The 17,943-nt window shown below is 63.4% G+C and carries 19 protein-coding genes; 5 read left to right on the top strand and 14 right to left on the bottom strand.

What is annotated here, in order from left to right:
• The first annotated feature begins 48 nt into the window (after nt 1–48).
• Nucleotides 49–429 carry a rhodanese-like domain-containing protein gene (locus tag E5678_RS19340; protein ID WP_136180042.1) on the top strand — a complete coding sequence of 127 codons (381 nt, stop codon included), beginning with the start codon at nt 49–51 and terminating at the stop codon, nt 427–429.
• A gap of 27 nt (nt 430–456) precedes the next feature.
• Here E5678_RS19340 and holA read toward each other — a convergent pair whose 3' ends face one another.
• From holA to bamE, 8 genes are all read right to left on the bottom strand, one after another.
• Nucleotides 457–1,509: a DNA polymerase III subunit delta gene (gene holA / locus E5678_RS19335; protein ID WP_136180041.1), complete on the bottom strand. Its 1,053-nt coding sequence runs from the start codon at nt 1,507–1,509 to the stop codon at nt 457–459.
• A gap of 13 nt (nt 1,510–1,522) precedes the next feature.
• Complete coding sequence (gene lptE / locus E5678_RS19330; RefSeq protein WP_136180040.1) at nt 1,523–2,113, bottom strand: LPS assembly lipoprotein LptE; 591 nt, start codon at nt 2,111–2,113, stop codon at nt 1,523–1,525.
• A gap of 10 nt (nt 2,114–2,123) precedes the next feature.
• Entirely contained in the window at nt 2,124–4,844 is a 2,721-nt protein-coding gene (gene leuS, locus E5678_RS19325) for a leucine--tRNA ligase (RefSeq protein ID WP_136180039.1), read from the bottom strand.
• A gap of 103 nt (nt 4,845–4,947) precedes the next feature.
• Entirely contained in the window at nt 4,948–5,406 is a 459-nt protein-coding gene (locus tag E5678_RS19320) for a biopolymer transporter ExbD (RefSeq protein ID WP_136180038.1), read from the bottom strand.
• The gene (locus E5678_RS19315) at nt 5,403–6,209 is read right to left on the bottom strand and encodes a hypothetical protein (protein ID WP_136180037.1); all 807 of its coding nucleotides are present in this window, start codon (nt 6,207–6,209) and stop codon (nt 5,403–5,405) included. The genes E5678_RS19320 and E5678_RS19315 overlap by 4 nt, the downstream gene beginning before the upstream one ends.
• 2 nt (nt 6,210–6,211) lie before the next feature.
• Entirely contained in the window at nt 6,212–6,868 is a 657-nt protein-coding gene (locus E5678_RS19310; protein WP_136180036.1) for a MotA/TolQ/ExbB proton channel family protein, read from the bottom strand.
• 32 nt (nt 6,869–6,900) lie between these two features.
• The gene (dapB, locus tag E5678_RS19305; protein ID WP_136180035.1) at nt 6,901–7,725 is read right to left on the bottom strand and encodes a 4-hydroxy-tetrahydrodipicolinate reductase; all 825 of its coding nucleotides are present in this window, start codon (nt 7,723–7,725) and stop codon (nt 6,901–6,903) included.
• Nucleotides 7,722–8,318, bottom strand: a complete 597-nt coding sequence (gene bamE, locus E5678_RS19300) for an outer membrane protein assembly factor BamE (protein ID WP_136180034.1) — start codon at nt 8,316–8,318, stop codon at nt 7,722–7,724. The genes dapB and bamE overlap by 4 nt, the downstream gene beginning before the upstream one ends.
• Nucleotides 8,319–8,612: 294 nt before the next feature.
• Here bamE and fur point away from each other — a divergent pair, with 294 nt between their 5' ends.
• Nucleotides 8,613–9,056 carry a ferric iron uptake transcriptional regulator gene (fur, locus tag E5678_RS19295; protein ID WP_136180879.1) on the top strand — a complete coding sequence of 148 codons (444 nt, stop codon included), beginning with the start codon at nt 8,613–8,615 and terminating at the stop codon, nt 9,054–9,056.
• A 48-nt stretch (nt 9,057–9,104) separates the two neighbouring features.
• Here fur and hprK read toward each other — a convergent pair whose 3' ends face one another.
• The 4 genes from hprK to E5678_RS19275 all read right to left on the bottom strand — a co-directional run bounded on the left by hprK (nt 9,105) and on the right by E5678_RS19275 (nt 12,325).
• Nucleotides 9,105–10,055 (bottom strand): HPr(Ser) kinase/phosphatase, encoded by a 951-nt coding sequence (gene hprK, locus E5678_RS19290; RefSeq protein WP_136180033.1) that lies wholly within the window; start codon nt 10,053–10,055, stop codon nt 9,105–9,107.
• Between the two features lie 106 nt (nt 10,056–10,161).
• On the bottom strand, nt 10,162–10,632 hold the full coding sequence (locus E5678_RS19285; protein ID WP_136180032.1) for a PTS sugar transporter subunit IIA: 471 nt from the start codon (nt 10,630–10,632) through the stop codon (nt 10,162–10,164).
• 141 nt (nt 10,633–10,773) lie between these two features.
• Nucleotides 10,774–11,103, bottom strand: a complete 330-nt coding sequence (gene raiA, locus E5678_RS19280; protein WP_136180031.1) for a ribosome-associated translation inhibitor RaiA — start codon at nt 11,101–11,103, stop codon at nt 10,774–10,776.
• A gap of 253 nt (nt 11,104–11,356) precedes the next feature.
• A complete protein-coding gene (locus E5678_RS19275) occupies nt 11,357–12,325 on the bottom strand; it encodes a porin (RefSeq protein WP_136180030.1) in 969 nt (322 codons plus the stop codon).
• Nucleotides 12,326–12,595: 270 nt separating this feature from the next.
• Here E5678_RS19275 and E5678_RS19270 point away from each other — a divergent pair, with 270 nt between their 5' ends.
• Nucleotides 12,596–13,891, top strand: coding sequence for a patatin-like phospholipase family protein (locus tag E5678_RS19270; RefSeq protein WP_247596836.1), 1,296 nt, complete (start codon nt 12,596–12,598; stop codon nt 13,889–13,891).
• Between the two features lie 249 nt (nt 13,892–14,140).
• The gene (gene corA / locus E5678_RS19265) at nt 14,141–15,127 is read left to right on the top strand and encodes a magnesium/cobalt transporter CorA (protein WP_136180029.1); all 987 of its coding nucleotides are present in this window, start codon (nt 14,141–14,143) and stop codon (nt 15,125–15,127) included.
• A 477-nt stretch (nt 15,128–15,604) separates the two neighbouring features.
• Here the strand turns inward: corA and E5678_RS19260 are convergent, their stop codons facing one another.
• Both E5678_RS19260 and E5678_RS19255 read right to left on the bottom strand, forming a co-directional pair.
• Entirely contained in the window at nt 15,605–16,354 is a 750-nt protein-coding gene (locus tag E5678_RS19260; RefSeq protein ID WP_136180028.1) for a 5'-methylthioadenosine/adenosylhomocysteine nucleosidase, read from the bottom strand.
• Between the two features lie 51 nt (nt 16,355–16,405).
• Nucleotides 16,406–17,365, bottom strand: a complete 960-nt coding sequence (locus tag E5678_RS19255; RefSeq protein WP_136180027.1) for an arginine deiminase-related protein — start codon at nt 17,363–17,365, stop codon at nt 16,406–16,408.
• A gap of 137 nt (nt 17,366–17,502) precedes the next feature.
• On the opposite strand from E5678_RS19255, the gene E5678_RS19250 reads away from it, so the two are divergent.
• The gene (locus E5678_RS19250; RefSeq protein ID WP_136180026.1) at nt 17,503–17,934 is read left to right on the top strand and encodes an Lrp/AsnC family transcriptional regulator; all 432 of its coding nucleotides are present in this window, start codon (nt 17,503–17,505) and stop codon (nt 17,932–17,934) included.
• The last annotated feature ends 9 nt before the right edge of the window (nt 17,935–17,943 follow it).

Here is a 17,943-nt window from a genome sequence, read left to right as displayed (position 1 = left end):
CATGGAACCCCACACCGTCCACCAACCCTGTTTTAGAAAGAGATTCCCATGAAAAATGCCCTGGACCTCGTGGCCGCCGCCAAAGCACGCGTCACCGAAGTGCCTTTGACCGAAGCCGAAGCGGCCATCCGCCAGGCCGATGTCCTGATCGATGTGCGCGAAGAGAGCGAATTTGCGGCCGGGCACCTGCCGGGAGCCATCCACGCCTCACGGGGCATGCTGGAATTCAAGCTCAGCGGCACTCCGGCCCTGACCTCGCGTGACATCAAGGCCGTTGTGTATTGCAAGACCAGCGGCCGCGCGGCCTTGGCGGCCGCAGCCATGAAAGACATGGGCTACCTGAACGTGACTTCAATTGCCGGCGGCTACGATGCCTGGGTGGCCGCGGGCAAGCCTGTGGCCAAGCCCGAACTGCCTTCATTCGGCTGAACGCCACCACCGCCATGGGCCCGCACGTCAACGTGCGTGGCAACCCTGGGCCACGCGCATGGCCATTTGCTGCAAAGCGCTCCAGGGATCCCCCGGCCAGCCCGGGGCCTTGAGCCCTTTGACAATGCCGTCCACGGTGTGAGCGTCGGCCAGCCATTTGCCCAGTGTGGCGGCGTTGAGCAGGGGTAAAACCCGCTCCATGAGCTTTTCTTTCAGGCCCCAAACGCGGTTTTCACGCAGCGCCATCGGCAGGGGGCGACCCGCGTCCATGGCCAGGCGAACCCGGTGCAAGGTGCGGATATCCTCGGAAAGCGCCCAGTGCACCAGCACCGCAGCCTCGCCCACCGCCTGCAGGCCATCCAGCATGCGCTGCACCCGCAGCACCTGTCCGCCCAATACCGCCTCAGCCAGTTTGAACGGCGTGTAGCGCGCCACATTGAGCACCGCGTTTTCCACCTGCTCGAAACCCAGTTCACCGGCGGGGTACAGCAAACCCAGTTTTTGAATCTCCTGGTGCGCGGCGAGCAGATTGCCTTCGACCCGGTCGGCAAAAAACTGCAAGGTGCGTTGCCCGACTTCGCCCGTGGCGACTCGCTGGCCCTGCAGTTGCAGGCGCTGAGCAATCCACTGCGGCAAAGCCTGGCGCTCCACCGGATCCACTTTGACCGTCACACCGTAGCTATCGAGTGCGCCAAACCAGGCACCCTTGAGCGTCGGCCCGTCCAGGCGAGGCAAAACCACCAAGGTCAGCAGACTGTCATTGTCCTGGGCCTGGGTCGCCAAATGCTGCAAAACCTGTGATCCATCCTTGCCGGGTTTCCCCGACGGAATACGGACTTCGACGATCTGTTTATCGGCGAACAGACTCAGCGAACCACCACTGGCCAGCACCTCGCTCCAGTCAAAGTGGGCCCCGGCAACGGTGTGCACGGTTCGCTCGGTGTAGCCCTGATCCCGTGCGCAGAGGCGGATCGCGTCGGTCGCCTCCTGAATCAGCAGCGGCTCGTCACCGTACAAGGTGTAGAGGCTTCTCAGGCCACGCTGCAATTGCGCAGAGAGCTGCGGCGCCGCAATCTGCATACCGCTTCGCGCTTCAGAGTGACTTGACGGCTGCCAGGCGGCGCATGACCTGCTGGACCATGTCGCTTTGCATGTCGGTGTACATCAGCTGTTCTTCGGCCGCCTTGGCATACACATCGGTCTCGCTGAAACTGATGTCGCGCTGCAGCAGCATTTCCTGGTTTGCGATCAGGCGCTTGCCCGTCGGGGTCGAGAGGTTGAAGCGAAAACGGTAACGCAACTCCAGCTCACGCACTTGCCCACTGGTGGTTTGGCCCACCACGGTGCGCTCGCGCTGATCCGCCATCACCCCCAGCACCACGGTGCGAGCCTTCGGCCCGGTGGGAGCGCCCGTTATCACCTGAATCCCTGCAGAGGCCAACTCGCGTTGCAACGCCTTCGACACAGGGCTTTCCAGACTGTTGGTCACGTACAAGGTATCAAAACCGAACGTGGGGGTCTGGCGCAGCGCAAAACCACAGCCCCCCAATGCCAGCGCGGACGCCGCCAGCGCCCCAGCGCCGGCGATGCGGAGCAGGGTCGACCGCCGGCCACCGTCTACAGACGGAGCATTGGAAACGGACACAGACGGTTGGGATGGAAGGGTGTGGATTTGTGCGTTCATGGCTCAGGTTTTATACCACCACGTTGACCAGACGGCCGGGAACGACGATGACCTTCTTGGGGGCGGCACCGTCGGCTTGCTTGAGGAAGGCTTCGCTGGCGAGTGCCGCGGCCTCGATGGTGGCTTTGTCAGCCCCGGCCGCCACGGTCACGCTGCCCCGCAGCTTGCCATTGATCTGCAACATCAGTTCAATTTCGTCGCGCTGCAAAGCCGCCTCATCGGCTTGCGGCCAGGGCGCGTCCAGCAACTCGCCGAAAGCCCCGGCATACCCCAGCTGGGTCCAGAGCGTGTGTGCAATGTGGGGCGTGGCCGGGTAAATGCAGCGCACCAAGATACCAAAGCCTTCGGCCAGCACCGCGGTATCGCCCGCCGAGCCGTCCGGCTTGAAGTCGTCCAGGGCGTTGAGCATCTTCATCGCCCCCGAGACCACGGTGTTGTACTGCATGCGCTGGTAGTCGTAGTCCACCTGCTTGAACACCGTGTGGATCTCCAGGCGCAAGGCCTTGGCTGCCTTGGACAGCGTCTGTTTGCCCACAGCCGCGGCGGCCGCTCCCAGACCCGTCTGGGTCGAGAGCTTGAGGCCAAAGCCCCAGACCCGGCGCAGGAATCGGTAGCTGCCCTCCACCGCGGCGTCGTTCCACTCCAGCGTGGCCTCGGGTGGCGCGGTGAACATGGTGTAGAGGCGCGCGGTGTCGGCGCCGTAGCGCTCGATCAGGTCTTGCGGGTCCACACCATTGTTCTTGGACTTGGACATGGTGCCCACGCCCTCGTAATCGATGGCGGTGCCCGCCGGCAGCTTCACGCCACTCGACTCCACCGTTTTGTTCAGTTTCGCACCAACCACCTTGCCTCCCTCGTCGAGCACATGCTCCACATCGGCCGGCCAGAAGTAGTCTTTGCCGCCCTTCTCGGTGCGGCGCGAATAGATGTGGTTGAGCACCATGCCCTGGGTCAGCAACTTGGTAAAGGGTTCATCGATCTTCACCAGACCCAGGTCGCGCATGACCTTGGTCCAGAAGCGCGCGTACAGCAGGTGCAGGATGGCGTGCTCGATACCGCCAATGTACTGATCCATGCCACTGCCGCCGACTGCCGCCGTCTGATCGCGCATCCAGTAGTCAGCTCCTTCGGCCACCATTTTCTCGCTGTTGGTGGGGTCGCAGTAGCGCATGAAGTACCAGGACGAATCCACGAAGGTGTCCATGGTGTCGGTCTCGCGGCGCGCGGGCTTGCCGCAGACGGGGCAGACCACGCCGGCGTGAAAGCCTTCGTGCTTGTGCAGCGGATTGCCCGAGCCATCGGGAATGCAATCCAGTGGCAGCACCACCGGCAGGTCTTTTTCAGGAACCGGGACCGCGCCGTGCTCGTCGCAATGGATCATGGGGATGGGCGTGCCCCAGTAGCGCTGGCGGCTCACACCCCAGTCGCGCAGGCGGAAGGTGGTTTTTTTCTCGCCCAGCTCTTTGGCGGCCAGCAACTCGGCCACCTTGTCGACGGCGGCCTTCATAGGCAAGCCGTCCAGTGCGCCCGAGTTCACGCAGACGGCGCGCTGCTTGTCGCCAAACCAGTCGGCCCACACCGTGTCGCTGAAGGTCTCGCCTTCCGCTGCCACCACCTGCTGGATGGCGATGTCGTATTTGAGGGCGAACGCAAAATCGCGTTCGTCGTGTGCCGGAACACCCATCACGGCACCGTCGCCATAACTCATGAGCACGTAGTTGCCCACCCACACGTCCACCGCATTGCCGGTCAGCGGGTGCGTGACGGTCAGGCCGGTCTGCATGCCCTTCTTTTCTTGCGTGGCCAGTTCGGCCTCGGTGGTGCCCCCGCCCTTGCACGCTTCGATGAACGAAGCCAGCGCCGGGTTCGTGGCCGCAGCGTGAAGGGCCAGCGGGTGCTCAGGGGCCACTGCACAAAAGGTCACACCCATGATGGTGTCGGCACGGGTGGTGAACACGTACATCTTGCCGTCGCCAATCAGGCCACCGGCAGCGCTCTTGATCTCGTGCGGAAACGCAAAACGCACACCCTCGCTCTTGCCGATCCAGTTCTCCTGCATCAGACGCACTTTGTCGGGCCAGCCGTTGAGCGTGGCCTTGGGGTTGCCGAGCTGCACATGCTCCAGCAACTCTTCGGCATACGCGGTGATGTTGAGGTAATAACCCGGAATCTCGCGTTTTTCAACGGTGGCGCCGGTGCGCCAGCCTTTGCCATCGATCACCTGCTCGTTGGCCAGCACAGTCTGGTCCACCGGATCCCAGTTGACCACCTGGGTCTTGCGGTAGGCGATGCCCTTCTCCAGCATCTTCAGGAACAGCCACTGGTTCCACTTGTAGTAGCTGGGATCGCAAGTAGCGACCTCGCGGCTCCAGTCGACGGCCAGGCCCATGGCCTGCATCTGCTTCTTCATGTACGCGATGTTTTCCATCGTCCACTTCGCGGGCGGCACGCCATTTTTCAGCGCCGCATTTTCCGCCGGCAGACCAAACGCATCCCAACCCATCGGCATGAGCACGTTGTGGCCGTTCATGCGCAGGTAGCGCGTGAGCATGTCGTTGATGGTGTAGTTGCGCACATGGCCCATGTGCAGCTTGCCACTGGGATACGGCAGCATGGAGCAAGCGTAGAACTTCTTCTTGCTCGTGTCTTCGCTCACGCGGTAGGCGTCGGTGGCGTTCCAGTGGTCGTGCGCGGCGCGCTCGATGTCCTTGTGGGCGTAAGTGGATTGCATGAAAAAAAACCAGGGGCCGGGGAACCGGCAACAGTGAAACAGATGGCAGGCCGTCAACTCGTCGAACCGTCCTCATGGAACAGCGCGGCGACCATCACCAATTTTAGGGCTTGCGGGTTTCACCCGGCAGCGGGTCGCCCGTGACCGGGTCCGCAACGAAGCCCATGCGAGAAAGGCCTACCGCCTGTGCCATGCCGATGAGTTGCACCACCCGCCCATAGGGCACGTTGGTGTCGGCCCGCAATTGCAGTTCAGTGGCGGGATTTTTCAGAGCCACCTGCTTCAGGCGCTCGCGCAATCCGGCTGCATCAACCGGTTCCTGATCCCAGTAGACCTGCCCCTGCGCATCAATATTGATCGAGACAAATGCCTCGGGTTCTTGTGATTTTTCGGCCACCGGCTCCGCCGACTTCGGCAGCTCCAGCGCCAACTGGCTGGTCATCAGCGGTGCGGTGATGATGAAAATCACCAGCAACACCAGCATGACATCGACCAGCGGCGTGACATTGATGTCACTCATGGGCTGATTGCCCCTTGGTTTCTCCAGGCGACCGAAACTCATGCCCCCACGCTCCACCGCTGACGCGGGTCGCTGCCCCCCGAGGGGGTTGATTCGCCTTGGGGCGGCCCGGCGGCGAATCGCATGGCCATGCCCCCACGCTCCACAGATGACGCGGGTCGCGCCACCACCGAGAGGGATGATTTGCCTTGGGGCGGCCCGGCGGCGAATCGCATGGCCATGCCCCCACGCTCCACAGATGACGCGGGTCGCGCCACCACCGAGAGGGATGATTTGCCTTGGGGCGGCCCGGCGGCGAATCGCATGGCCATGCCCCCACGCTCCACAGATGACGCGGGTCGCGCCACCACCGAGAGGGTTGATTCGCCTTGGGGCGGCCCGGCGGCGAATCGCATGGCCATGCCCCCACGCTCCACAGATGACGCGGGTCGCGCCACCACCGAGAGGGTTGATTCGCCTTGGGGCGGCCCGGCGGCGAATCGCATGGCCATGCCCCCACGCTCCACAGATGACGCGGGTCGCGCCACCACCGAGGGGGTTGATTCGCCTTGGGGCGGCCCGGCGGCGAATCGCATGGCCATGCCCCCACGCTCCACAGATGACGCGGGTCGCGCCACCACCGAGGGGGTTGATTCGCCTTGGGGCGGCCCGGCGGCGAATCGCATGGCCATGCCCCCACGCTCCACAGATGACGCGGGTCGCGCCACCACCGAGAGGGTTGATTCGCCTTGGGGCGGCCCGGCGGCGAATCGCATGGCCATGCCCCCACGCTCCACAGATGACGCGGGTCGCGCCACCACCGAGGGGGTTGATTCGCCTTGGGGCGGCCCGGCGGCGAATCGCATGGTCACGCCACCACCTCGTGCACCAGCAACTCGCGCAGATCCCGGGCAAAGCCTTCCAGGTCGGCTTCGATCCGCACCACGAGACGGCCCAGCACGTTGTAGGCCAGCACCGCCGGGATCGCCACCGCCAGACCGGCTGCGGTCATGACCAGCGCTTCGCCCACCGGCCCAGAAACTTGTTCAATCTGAAACTTGCCCTCCAGCCCGATCGCCGTCAAGGCGTTGTAGATGCCCCAGACCGTGCCCAGCAAACCCACAAACGGCGCTGTGGAGCCCACGGTGGCCAGCAAGACCTGTCCAAACTGAAGGCGGTTGAGAACCCCGTGCAAGGCATCGCGCAACACCCGTGTCAACTGCTGCGAACGATCCCCGGCCGCAGCCAGCGACTGGGGCGATGCCAAGTCCAGCGTTTTCGCTGCCTGCAGCAAAGGTATCAGCAGGCGGCGCGCGTCGACCCGGGCGACCTGTTGCTCGGCAGCGGCCAGATCGGGCGCTTGCCAGAACACCACGGTCGCGCGTTGCAAATCGCGCCCTGCGCGGCGCAGCAGCCAACCCTTCCACAAGATCACGACCCAGCTCGCCACCGACATGGCCAGCAGCAACAACGCCACGCTGCGGCTGACCGCATCGCCCTGCATCACAGTTTGCACAACACCCATGTTGGATTCCAAAAAAGGGAAGGGTTGCCGGCTCAGCGCAAACCGAGCACGTCGAACATGTCGTAGAGGCCTGCGGATTTCCCGCTGAGGAATCGCACCGCCCGCAAACTGCCCTGGGCATAGGTTGCACGGCTGCTTGATTTGTGAGAGATCTCAATGCGCTCACCGATGCCGGCAAACAGCACCGTGTGATCGCCCACGATATCGCCGCCCCGGATGGTCGCAAAGCCAATGGACGACGGATCGCGCTCGCCCGTGACGCCTTCGCGAGAGAACACGCCGCACGTCTTGAGGTCACGTCCCAGCGCATCTGCAATCACTTCACCCATCTTCAGCGCCGTGCCGCTGGGTGCGTCGACTTTGTGGCGGTGATGCGCTTCAATGATTTCGATGTCGTAGCCGGTGGCCATTGCCTTGGCCGCCATCTCCAGCAGCTTGAGCGTGACATTCACGCCCACACTCATGTTGGGCGCCATCACGATGGCAATGCGCTTGGCCGCTTGGGCGATCTCGGCCTTTTGCTCATCGGAGAAACCCGTGGTGCCGATCACGAGGTTCACACCCTGGGCCACGCAGGCGTGCAGATGGGCCATCGTGCCCTCAGGGCGGGTGAAGTCGATCAGACACCGCGCGTGGGCCAGGCCGCCGGCGACGTCCGATGTGATGGCCACCCCCGCAGCGCTGCCCGCATAGGCACCGGCATCCTGCCCGATGGCCGGGCTGGTTTCGATGTCGAGGGCGCCGGCGAGCACACAGTCGTCGCTGGCACGCAGGGCATCAATCAGCATGTGTCCCATGCGCCCGCTGGCGCCGGCCACACACACGCGGTGCGGGCGTTCTTGAACGCTTGCGCTCATTTCGTGGCTCCGGGCGTCTCCAGGGGGGGATAACTGGTCGCGGGAGAAGCAGACGGCGCAGGGGCCCCGCTCTGCGGGGTAGCGTTCTGGGCGTCAAAGGCCTTCAGCTGCTCTTCGGTCGCCGTGAGCACGGGCGGCTTGCCTGGCTTCTTGCGCTGGTCCAACGAGGCCACAAACTCGGTTTCACTGGGCAATTCATCGGCGTCGAAACGATCCAGCACTTCGTCCTTGAAAAACACCGTGAGCTTGCGCTGCTGAAGCGCCTCACCTTGGCGGCGAAAGCTGAACACATAATCCCAGCGGTTCCCATGAAAAACGCTGGTCAGCAACGGCGTCCCCAGCAGATCGGAAATCTGGGCACGGGTCATGCCCGGACGCAACGCCTGTGCTTGCTCGCGCGTCACCACGTTGCCCTGGACGATGTCAATCTTGTAGGGTGTGATGAAGCTGCCCACGCTGGGCACTGAGGGGAGCTTGTCGCGAAAGCCGGAACAGGCCCCTAGCGCAACGAGGACCGCCCCCCCGAGAAAAACCCCGGCGAGCCGGCGAAGACGGCCGGACGAACCGGTCAGGCTGGGGAACAAATGATGCATGAAAACAACCCATAAAAAGCGTGCATGAACGGGAGGAATCACAGAGAGTAAATGCACCCGCCCGACGCTGGGGATATGATCGCTTCATTGTAGCCTCGGGGCTAGGGGAAGGTATTTCAACTGCCTGCGTTGCGCATTCGATGCCAAACCGGAACGGCTGACGGGCCTGCCTGGCGGACCACCGCACTCGAACACCCTGTCAGCCCTCCGCCCGGGCGCACGGGACCTCGTGGACAGGCCTGCCCCAGATCACCTGCGCCGCGCCCCCTTGAACCACCCCTCGCAGCCATGCCCATGACCAACATCGACGAACTGAAAAGCACCGGACTCAAAGCCACGCTGCCGCGGCTGAAGATTCTGGAAGTGTTCCAGAACGCCAAGCAGCGTCACATGACCGCTGAAGACGTTTACCGCGTCTTGCTCGGCGAGGAATCCGACATCGGTCTGGCCACGGTGTACCGGGTTTTGATGCAATTTGAGCAAGCGGGCTTGCTGAGCCGCAGCAACTTTGAATCGGGCAAGGCCGTCTTCGAACTCGATGAGGGTCAGCACCACGACCACCTGGTCTGCCTGGACTGTGGCCGCGTCGAAGAATTTTTTGACCCGGAGATCGAGAAGCGGCAACAAATGGTCGCTCAGAGCCGGGGTTTTGTCTTGCAGGAACACGCCTTGTCGCTGTACGCCAACTGCTCCAAGAAAGACTGCCCCCACAAAACCGCCCCGGCATCCAGGGGCTGATCGGCTCAGCGGCTGGCGGCGGCCAGCCGATCGAATCGCAGGGGCGGGTCAGTCCCCGCGGCTCATGGCAGCCCTGTGGCGGGCTACAAATTCCTGGTAGGTATCGATGCCACGCAGCTGGAGAATGGTGTTGCGCACAGCCGCCTCCACCAGCACGGCGATGTTCCGCCCCGCCACCACCTGAATCACGGCCTTGCGCACCGGCACGCCAAGCACATCCTGGAACAAGGGCTCGTGGGGCATGCGGTCGTAATCGCGCTCCAGCGTTTCCTTGCGCACCAGGTGCACGATCAGGTTGACCCGCATCTTGCGGCGCACGGCCGTTTCGCCAAAGATGGCCTTGATGTCGAGCAGGCCGATGCCACGCACCTCCAGCAGGTTTTGCAACAGCTCCGGGCAGCGGCCCTCGATGCTGGTCTGGTTGATCCGGTAAATGTCCACCGCGTCGTCAGCCACCAGGCCATGACCACGGGAAATCAGTTCCAGACCCAGCTCGCTCTTGCCCAGTCCGGATTCCCCGGTGATCAGCACGCCCATGCCCAGGATGTCCATGAAGACACCGTGCATGGAGGCGCGATCGGCAAAATGGCGCGAGAGGTAGGCGCGCATCACGTCGATGACGAAGGCCGCTGGCTCGGGTGACGCGAACATCGGGATCTGGGCACGCTCGCACATCGCCATCAGGGCATCGGGCACCGTCTGAGCATCGGCCACCACCAGAACGGGGGGCTCCAGCGTCACGATGCGCGACACCCGCCGGCGGTTGTCGTCTTCCACAGCGCTGGTGAGGTAGGTAACCTCACGCTCGCCACAAACCTGCACCCGATAGGGGTGGATGTAGTTCAGGTAGCCCACGAGATCGGCACCCGATCGGGCCTCGCGGATCGCGACCTCGTCAAAGCGCCGCTCGGAAGCCCCCAGCCCCGCCACCCATTGCCATTTAAGGGATTCGCGGTGGTCTTCGAACAGAACGTCCGCGCTGACAACGGTGGGCTTCATGACATCAGGCCGTGAGGCAACAGGCCACAGGACCGGTCACGCAGTGGGATACACAGAACAAGGGCACCATCGGGTCGATGGGCCATTCAGGGCGCAAACAACGGCTTCAGGCCGCCGCGTGGGCAGACTGCCAGCCGGTGATGAGCTGGTGCAAAGCAACCGCCTCATCGGCCCCCTTCATGCGGTCGCGCAAACCACTGTCGCTCAGCAGTTCGGCGATTTCGGACAAGATTTCCAGATGTTTCTGGGTGGCCGCTTCGGGCACCAGCAGGAAAATCATGAGCTGGACGGGCAACTCATCGGGCGCATCAAAGCCAATCGGGTTGGCCAGCTGGAACACCGCGGCCAATGGCTGCTTGAGCCCTTTGATGCGGCCATGCGGGATGGCCACGCCGTGGCCCAGGCCCGTCGAGCCCAGTCGTTCCCGGGCAAACAGGCTGTCCGTGATAAGCGCACGGTTGAGTCCGTGCAAGGTTTCAAACAGCAGCCCTGCTTCTTCGAAAGCGCGCTTCTTACTCGTCGCGTCGACGCTGACGAGCACTTGTGCAGAGGGCAATATGGCAGATAGTCGGTTCATGTAGGCCTCTTGGACCGCAAATTATGCCGACTTGAGCCAGCTTGGCTAGACTTTAGACACAAAAAAGCCGCTTGACAATTCAAGCGGCCTGCTGCAGTGCAGCATGAGCCGGTCACGGGTGCGAACGGCTCGTACACGGCTTCACATCAGGCGCTTGGCCGATTCGTGGTGGTGCTCCCGGGTTTTGTCCTTGTGGCGCAAAACCTGTCGATCCAGCTTATCGGCGAGTTCGTCGACCGCTGCATACAGGTCGGCATGGGCGCATTCAGCGAACAAATCCTTACCTTTCACGTGGATATTGCACTCGGCCTTTTGGCGCAAGTCCTTTTCCTTGAGGTTGTCCACTGTCAGCAGCACCTTGACGTCGACGACTTGGTCGAAATGTCGGGATATGCGTTCCAGCTTGGTTGTGACGTAGCCGCGCAGTGCGGGCGTGACCTCGAGGTGGTGACCGCTGATAGTCAGGTTCATAGATGAGCCTCCATTTGCTCCAAGTTGACACAAGCCGCCTGGAAGAGAGCCTTCCGGACGGCCACGGGGAACACTTGGCCCCACTATGCCAATGAATGTCGAGCGGTGCAATCCCGCACTGCAACAAGGGCCGCCAACAGGAACTTCGGTGGTCAGTTCTGGCAGGGCGCCTGTGGACTTAGGTACCGCATAGCGGCTGAACTGCCCGGTCGCCAGGGGTGCGCCGCATGAGACGCCCCCCCATCCAGCTCGATCAGAAGTTGTGGCGGATGCCCACGCCGACGTTGTTGGCGTCGTCCAGATTCTTGCCCTGGCCATCGCGCAGGTACAAGGCATATGCGACGGTGCGCTTGCTCAGGGCGTACTTGGCCTCAACCAGCACATCGGTGTCTTTGGCCTCGGTGTCCCGCGCCACGTCGAGCACCAGGCTCGTTGCACCGAGCTTTATGCCACCGCCCAGGGTAAAGCCCTTGCTGTTGACCGCCCCACCTGCCTGCTCACTGTCGGTGTAGCTGCTGGCCAGCTGAAAGGTCCCGAAGTCGTACTTGGCACCCATCTGAACGCCTTTGGCACCCCCGTTTTCAACCGCGTTGTACGACACGGCAGCCGAGAGCGGACCACCTTTGTAGACAACGTTCAGGTCGTATTTGGCATCTTCGGCTGCCACTGCAACTTCCGTGGCCGTGGCGGCCGTGCCCCGGTTGCCCTTGAGCACCGTCGCGAGCGAGGCACTGAACCCGCTGATGCTCGGTGTGGTGTAGCTCAACTGCGCGCTGTTGCGGGAGCTCGTCTCGCCGGCATAACCAAATTGCTTCACCGCCACGGCGTAGTTGGCGTCGCCCGTCAATTCCCAGGCCGGCAAGGCCTGGCCCGACGCGCTCTTGCCACGCCCGAACGCCACCGAACCCCAACCCCCCCCCAGGCTCACCTGGGCTGCACGAGAAAAGAAACTGCCGCCACTCTGACCGGTGGCACCGGTCTCCAGGTTGAGACCGGCCTCGTAGTTGAAGCCTGCGGTCAGGCCGCCACCGAGGTCCTCCGTGCCACGCACTCCCCAACGGCTGGTGCCGTTGTTGAGGCCGGATGAGCTGCTGAGGCGGGCACTCTCATCGCTGCGTTTGGTGATGGCCGCGTCGGCCACGCCGTAGAGCACAACGTTGGACTGGGCAAAAGCAGCGCTGGAGGTGGCCACAACAGCGAGGACGATCAGGGTTTTTTTCATGATGATGGAGCAGGGGGGTGTGACAAGAAAGTAAAGGGCAACGGGGTGGAAAGACAGTGGGGGGTTCGCGGTCCTTCAAAAAGTGTTGCAGCTCTGCCATATGCAGCGCCATCCCCACCTTGGTCGCACGACAACGGGAAACCGTGACAGCTTTTTCCGCACCTGACCGAGCTCGCACCCAAAGTCCAAGCCGGGACGGGGTGAGGCATGCGCGCCACGGACGCAGACAGTGCGCCAGAAAGAGCGTCCAGCGAACCGGAGACCTGTGTCATGATTTTGGACAAAGGCGGCCCATTGCCGTCCACGCATCACCGATCGGAAGCACCGCTTGTGTCCCTGGATACCCTGATCAACCCCAGCTTCATCGACTTGCGTGCCCCGGTGTCAACCGAAAAGGCTTGCGCCCTGGTGCTGATGGGCGGCGGAGCCCGCACCGCCTACCAGGCAGGCGTGCTCAAGGCGCTGGCCCGCGTGATGGCCGGGTCCCCCAAGGTGAACTCCACCGATGAGCACAGCTTTCCGTTTCGGTGGCTGTTTGGCACCTCGGCCGGGGCGCTGAACGCCAGCTACCTCGCGAGCCGCGCACTGATGGGATTGCAAGCCCTGCCCGAATTGGCCGCGTTCTGGAGCGGGCTGCGCTCGGACCGCGTCTACAGCCTCGAAGCGCCCGGCTGGGTCAGCGCCAACCGCGTGCTCGCGGGGCTGATTCTGGCCCGACAGGTCAGGCGCCACCACGCCTTGCTCGACACCCTGCCCCTGATCGACACCTTGCACAGGGCCATCGACCTGCCCGGCCTGGAGCGCGCCCTGGCGCGCGGCGTGATCGAGGCATTGGGGATCACAGCCTCCAGCTACACCTCGGGCGAACACTGGACCTTTTGCCAGACCGCCCCTGGTCATCAACTGCGCCCCTGGCACAGGCCAGGCAGGCGTGCAGCATTCCAACCCATCACCATCGAACACCTGATGGCTTCCAGCGCCATCCCGTTCCTGTTTCCGGCGGTGCCTTTGTGGGTTGAAGGCCACAAGGAACATTTTGGCGACGGTTCGATGCGGCAGCTCTCACCGCTGTCGCCGGCCATCCAGTTTGGCGCGCGCCGGGTACTGGTCATTGGCGTCGGTCAACCGCAACGCTCGGGTCTGGTGGGTCGCTACAACCCGGAGCCCACAGCGGGCACGATTGCTGGCCACGCCATGGCCAGCGTCTTTCACGACACGTTGATGCACGATGTCGAACAAGCCCAGCGGGTGAGTGAGACTCTGGCCCATTTGCCACCTCACATCGCAGCAGCGCTGCCCTACCACCCGGTGCAGGTATTGGCCATCCAGCCGTCTTTGTCTCTGGACGAGCTCGCACACAAACACATCGGAGCGCTTCCAGCTGCAACGCGCAACACCCTCAAAGGCTTGGGCGCGCTGGACACCGGCCGGGCTTCTGCTGGCAGTGCGGCATCCCTGGCCAGCTACCTGCTCTTCGAGCCCGATTTTGTGAATGCCTTGATCGAGCTCGGGGAGCGCGACGCCTGGGCACGGCTGGATGAACTGAAGGTGTTTTTCAACCTTTGACAGGTGCATCCGCGCACCGCGCCAATGCCATAATTGGGCCCTCCCATCCACGCATCGACCTCCATGGAAAGCACGCCCCCCAGTTGCGTGCTTTCAGTCGTTTCCACTGCGGGCTGACCGAACGGCTTCACTGAAGTGAGCTTCGCAGCCTCCTGGCGGTTCTACGGCTGAAAGCCCCGTCCACACCGCCCGCCGGAGCTGCACCCTGCTGCGCCCCGGCCTCTCAGATTTCTTTGCCGGGGAGCACCCATGCTCAATGTTTTTACGCTGGTCAACGGCCGCCTGTTCCAAGAAGAAATCAATTCCAGCGATGCCCTCGAAGGTGTCAAGCCAATCTGGATCGACCTGGAATCTCCCACGCTCGAGGAGCGACGCTGGGTCAAACGCATCTTTGGCCTGTCCATACCAGAAGACGCGATGGACGAAGACATCGAGGAATCTGCACGTTTCTTTGAGGAGGACAACGGTGAGCTGCACGTGCGCAGCGACTTCTTGATCGATGACAACGAGAACCCGCGCGCCATCCGCGTGGCTTTCATCTTGAACGAGCACAACGACAAGTTGCGCAGCCAGGGTGTGCTGTTTTCGATTCATGACGAAGACGTGCCCGTGTTCCGCTTGCTGCGCATGCGCGCACGGCGCATGCCCGGCTTGATCGAGAATGCCAAAGACGTGCTGTTGATGCTGTTTGACGCCGACGCCGAATATTGCGCCGACACGCTCGAAAACATTTACGACGACCTGGAAAAGGTCAGCCGCCAGGTGCTGGCTGGCGCAGTGACAGACGACACCGCCGGCCAGGTGCTCTCGGCGATTGCACGGCACGAAGACATGTCGGGGCGCATCCGCCGCAACGTGATGGACACGCGCCGTGCCGTGAGCTTCATGATGCGCAGCCGCTTGCTCAACGCAGAGCAGTTTGAAGACGCGCGCCAGATTCTTCGCGACCTGGATTCGCTCGACAGCCACACGGCGTTCCTGTTCGACAAGATCAACTTTCTGATGGACGCCACGGTGGGTTTCATCAACATCAACCAGAACAAGATCATCAAGCTCTTCTCAGTGGCCAGCGTGGCTTTGCTGCCCCCCACCCTGGTCGCGAGCTTGTACGGCATGAATTTCCAGTACATGCCCGAGCTGAGTCAAAAATGGGGCTACCCGTTTGCGCTCGTGTTGATGGTTTTGTCGGGTGCCGTGCCCATGTTTTATTTCCGCAAGCGGGGCTGGTTGAAGTAGAGCCCCCACGCTCCGCCGCTGTGCGGGTCGCTGCCCCCCGAGGGGGCTGACCTGGCTTGGGGCGGCCCTGCGCTGCGGTCGGCGGCCCCCACGCTCCGCCGCTGTGCGGGTCGCTGCCCCCCGAGGGGGCTGACCTGGCTTGGGGCGGCCCTGCGCTGCGGTCGGCGGCCCCCACGCTCCGCCGCTGCGCGGGTCGCTGCCCCCCCGAGGGGGCTGACCTGGCTTGGGGCGGCCCTGCGCTGCGGTCGGCGGCCCCCACGCTCCGCCGCTGCGCGGGTCGCTGCCCCCCCGAGGGGGCTGACCTGGCTTGGGGCGGCCCTGCGCTGCGGTCGGCGGCCCCCACACTCCGCCGCTGTGCGGGTCGCTGCCCCCCAAGGGGGCTGATTCGCCTTGAGGCGGCCCGGCGGAGCCGGTTCCGCGGCATCCTCGGCAAGACCCGCCGCTCCGGACACCCGCTGGATGTTGAATCCGGGGCGATCAGTCGGTGAACATGGCCTCGATAATGGCGCCGCTGTATTTGCTGGCAACTTCTTTCAGGAAGCGAGGGAAGTCAACGTGGGCTTCGTCGTCGGCTCGGTCTGAGATGGTGCGGACCACGGCCAACGGCACGTTGAAGTCTTTGCACACCTGCGCGAAAGCCGCGCCTTCCATCTCCACGGCCAGCGCTTCGGGCAGCGCCTGCATCAAGGCGTCGCTCTCGGATGTGGTGCACACAAATCGGTCGCCGCTGATGATCAAACCTCGGTGAAGCCTGGGTTGTTGCAGCGCAAAGGCGGTGATGCTGCTGACATCCACGTGCTGTGACAAGTCCGCCAGCACCGATGCGCTCGCCTGTGCCAATTGACCGGACAGTGCCTGGTCGGTCGGAAACTCGCTCAAACCGTGACCAGGGATCACATAGCGCGGAAAGATGGGCGAAACGTCGTAGTCATGTTGCAGCAGCGCCTGGGCCACCACGACATCGCCCACGTTCACCCCTGGGCCCAAGCCACCGGCCACGCCAGTGAACACGATGCGGCTCACGCCGAACTGTTGGATCAACAATGTGGCCGTGGTGGCGGCGGCCACCTTGCCAATGCCGCTGAGCACGGCCACCACGTCTTGGCCGTGCAAGTGACCCACCCAGAAATCGCGCCCCCCGAAGGTCTCCTTGTGTTCGTCGGGCATGAGCCCCAGCACACTGGCCAGTTCTTCGTGCAAGGCGGCTACGAGGGCGATACGGGTCATTCCAAGGCTCCAGAGACAAGACAGCCTGCATTGTCGCCCGCTCGAGCAACCTCAACGCCGGGCGAGATGAATCCCTGCGAGCATGCAACGCACCGAACCACCGGCCAGCTCGATGGTGGGGACCGCAAGAGGCAACAGGCGTGCCGACCGCTCAATGGCCACTTGCTGCTCATCGTTCAAACTGGCATGTGCCTGGGTCGACAGGGCCAGTACACGGCCCGCACTGCCCACCAGCTCGAGTGCATTGCCCGCAAAGTGTTCGATCTGCGAGCGCGTCAAGGCGATCACGGTGCGACCGGTTTCCTCCAGGCGCGCCCGCACCGCCTGGCGCCTGACCGGATCGGTGATGAGGTCCAGACCGACCAGCGCAAACTCGGTGGCCACACACATCAGCACATTGGTGTGGTACACCGCACGTCCTTGGGCGTCGGCGGTATCAAAGGCCACGGGTTCAAAATTGAAGTGGGTACAAAAACGCTCGAGCGCCACGGCATGGGCTCGGTTGGACGCCGCTGTGTAGGCCACGCGGGCCACATGGTCGAGCACCATCGCCCCCGTGCCCTCCAGGAACACCCCGTCGGCCTCCAGGCCCGAATAGTCGATCACGTCCTGCACGCGGTATTCGCTTTTGAGCATTTCAATGACGTCGGCGCGCCGCTCGCGCCGGCGATTGGGCGAGTACATGGGATAGATGGCCACATGGCCACCGGCGTGGGTGGAAAACCAGTTGTTGGGGAACACGGCATCGGGCATGTCACCGGAGCCGTCGTCTTCGAACAAATGCACCCGAACCCCTTGCGCCTCCAGCACCTCAGCGGCCTGGCTCACTTCCTGAAAAGCCGCTGCTGCCAGCGGCTCGGCACCCATGCCGACCGCCTGGCCCTGAAACGCGTTGTCGGCGGCGGTCTGGGGGTTGGGGTGAAACCGGTGGGGCCGGACCATGACCACTGCCGAAGGGGCTTGCACGGAAAAACGGGCGACGGACGAAGCAGCAACAGCAGTGGACGACATGGCATTTGGATTCGAATGGCCCCCACTCAATGCGCGAGCCCTAGGTGCAGTGTCGTGTGAGGCAAGGGCAATTTCCAGCCATCAAACCGGCCGATATGATCAACACACCGATCACTTTGATCTATCAATCTAGCAATATGACCACCATCGACGACACCGACCGCGAATTGATCGCCTTGTTGCGCGATGACGCCCGCCTGCCCGTCGCCACCCTGGCGAGCAAACTCAAGGTCGCCCGGGGCACGGTGCAAAACCGCCTGGCTCGGCTCCAGCGAGAGGGTGTCATCGTGGGCTACACGGTGCGCCTGCGCCCCCAGACCGAAGCCCACCGCATAGGTGCGCTCATGACCGTTGCGGTGGAGGGCAGCCGGGGCCCCGAGGTGCTGCGGGCCTTGAGAGGCCACCCCAACGTGTCGCGCCTGCACTCCACCAACGGGCGGTGGGACATCGTGGTCGAACTGCAGGCCGACACGCTGGAGGCGTTTGACCGTGTGCTGGGCCAAATTCGCCTGATCGACGGGATCGCAGGCACCGAAACCAGCATTCTGCTCTCCACCTACAAGGTGTGAGCCACACGC

This window comes from Hydrogenophaga sp. PAMC20947, from assembly GCF_004795855.1.
Classification (GTDB): Bacteria; Pseudomonadota; Gammaproteobacteria; order Burkholderiales; family Burkholderiaceae_C; genus Hydrogenophaga.
Note: the sequence above shows the minus strand (reverse complement) of the source record. Positions and strands in the feature narration are given on the sequence as shown.

Bases quoted from the DNA above. Each gene is read 5' to 3' on its own strand.
- E5678_RS19340 (WP_136180042.1), top strand. From the start codon at position 49: ATGAAAAATGCCCTGGACCTCGTGGCCGCCGCCAAAGCACGCGTCACC.
- holA (WP_136180041.1), bottom strand. From the start codon at position 1,509: ATGCAGATTGCGGCGCCGCAGCTCTCTGCGCAATTGCAGCGTGGCCTG.
- lptE (WP_136180040.1), bottom strand. From the start codon at position 2,113: ATGAACGCACAAATCCACACCCTTCCATCCCAACCGTCTGTGTCCGTT.
- leuS (WP_136180039.1), bottom strand. From the start codon at position 4,844: ATGCAATCCACTTACGCCCACAAGGACATCGAGCGCGCCGCGCACGAC.
- E5678_RS19320 (WP_136180038.1), bottom strand. From the start codon at position 5,406: ATGAGTTTCGGTCGCCTGGAGAAACCAAGGGGCAATCAGCCCATGAGT.
- E5678_RS19315 (WP_136180037.1), bottom strand. From the start codon at position 6,209: ATGCGATTCGCCGCCGGGCCGCCCCAAGGCGAATCAACCCCCTCGGTG.
- E5678_RS19310 (WP_136180036.1), bottom strand. From the start codon at position 6,868: ATGGGTGTTGTGCAAACTGTGATGCAGGGCGATGCGGTCAGCCGCAGC.
- dapB (WP_136180035.1), bottom strand. From the start codon at position 7,725: ATGAGCGCAAGCGTTCAAGAACGCCCGCACCGCGTGTGTGTGGCCGGC.
- bamE (WP_136180034.1), bottom strand. From the start codon at position 8,318: ATGCATCATTTGTTCCCCAGCCTGACCGGTTCGTCCGGCCGTCTTCGC.
- fur (WP_136180879.1), top strand. From the start codon at position 8,613: ATGACCAACATCGACGAACTGAAAAGCACCGGACTCAAAGCCACGCTG.
- hprK (WP_136180033.1), bottom strand. From the start codon at position 10,055: ATGAAGCCCACCGTTGTCAGCGCGGACGTTCTGTTCGAAGACCACCGC.
- E5678_RS19285 (WP_136180032.1), bottom strand. From the start codon at position 10,632: ATGAACCGACTATCTGCCATATTGCCCTCTGCACAAGTGCTCGTCAGC.
- raiA (WP_136180031.1), bottom strand. From the start codon at position 11,103: ATGAACCTGACTATCAGCGGTCACCACCTCGAGGTCACGCCCGCACTG.
- E5678_RS19275 (WP_136180030.1), bottom strand. From the start codon at position 12,325: ATGAAAAAAACCCTGATCGTCCTCGCTGTTGTGGCCACCTCCAGCGCT.
- E5678_RS19270 (WP_247596836.1), top strand. From the start codon at position 12,596: ATGATTTTGGACAAAGGCGGCCCATTGCCGTCCACGCATCACCGATCG.
- corA (WP_136180029.1), top strand. From the start codon at position 14,141: ATGCTCAATGTTTTTACGCTGGTCAACGGCCGCCTGTTCCAAGAAGAA.
- E5678_RS19260 (WP_136180028.1), bottom strand. From the start codon at position 16,354: ATGACCCGTATCGCCCTCGTAGCCGCCTTGCACGAAGAACTGGCCAGT.
- E5678_RS19255 (WP_136180027.1), bottom strand. From the start codon at position 17,365: ATGTCGTCCACTGCTGTTGCTGCTTCGTCCGTCGCCCGTTTTTCCGTG.
- E5678_RS19250 (WP_136180026.1), top strand. From the start codon at position 17,503: ATGACCACCATCGACGACACCGACCGCGAATTGATCGCCTTGTTGCGC.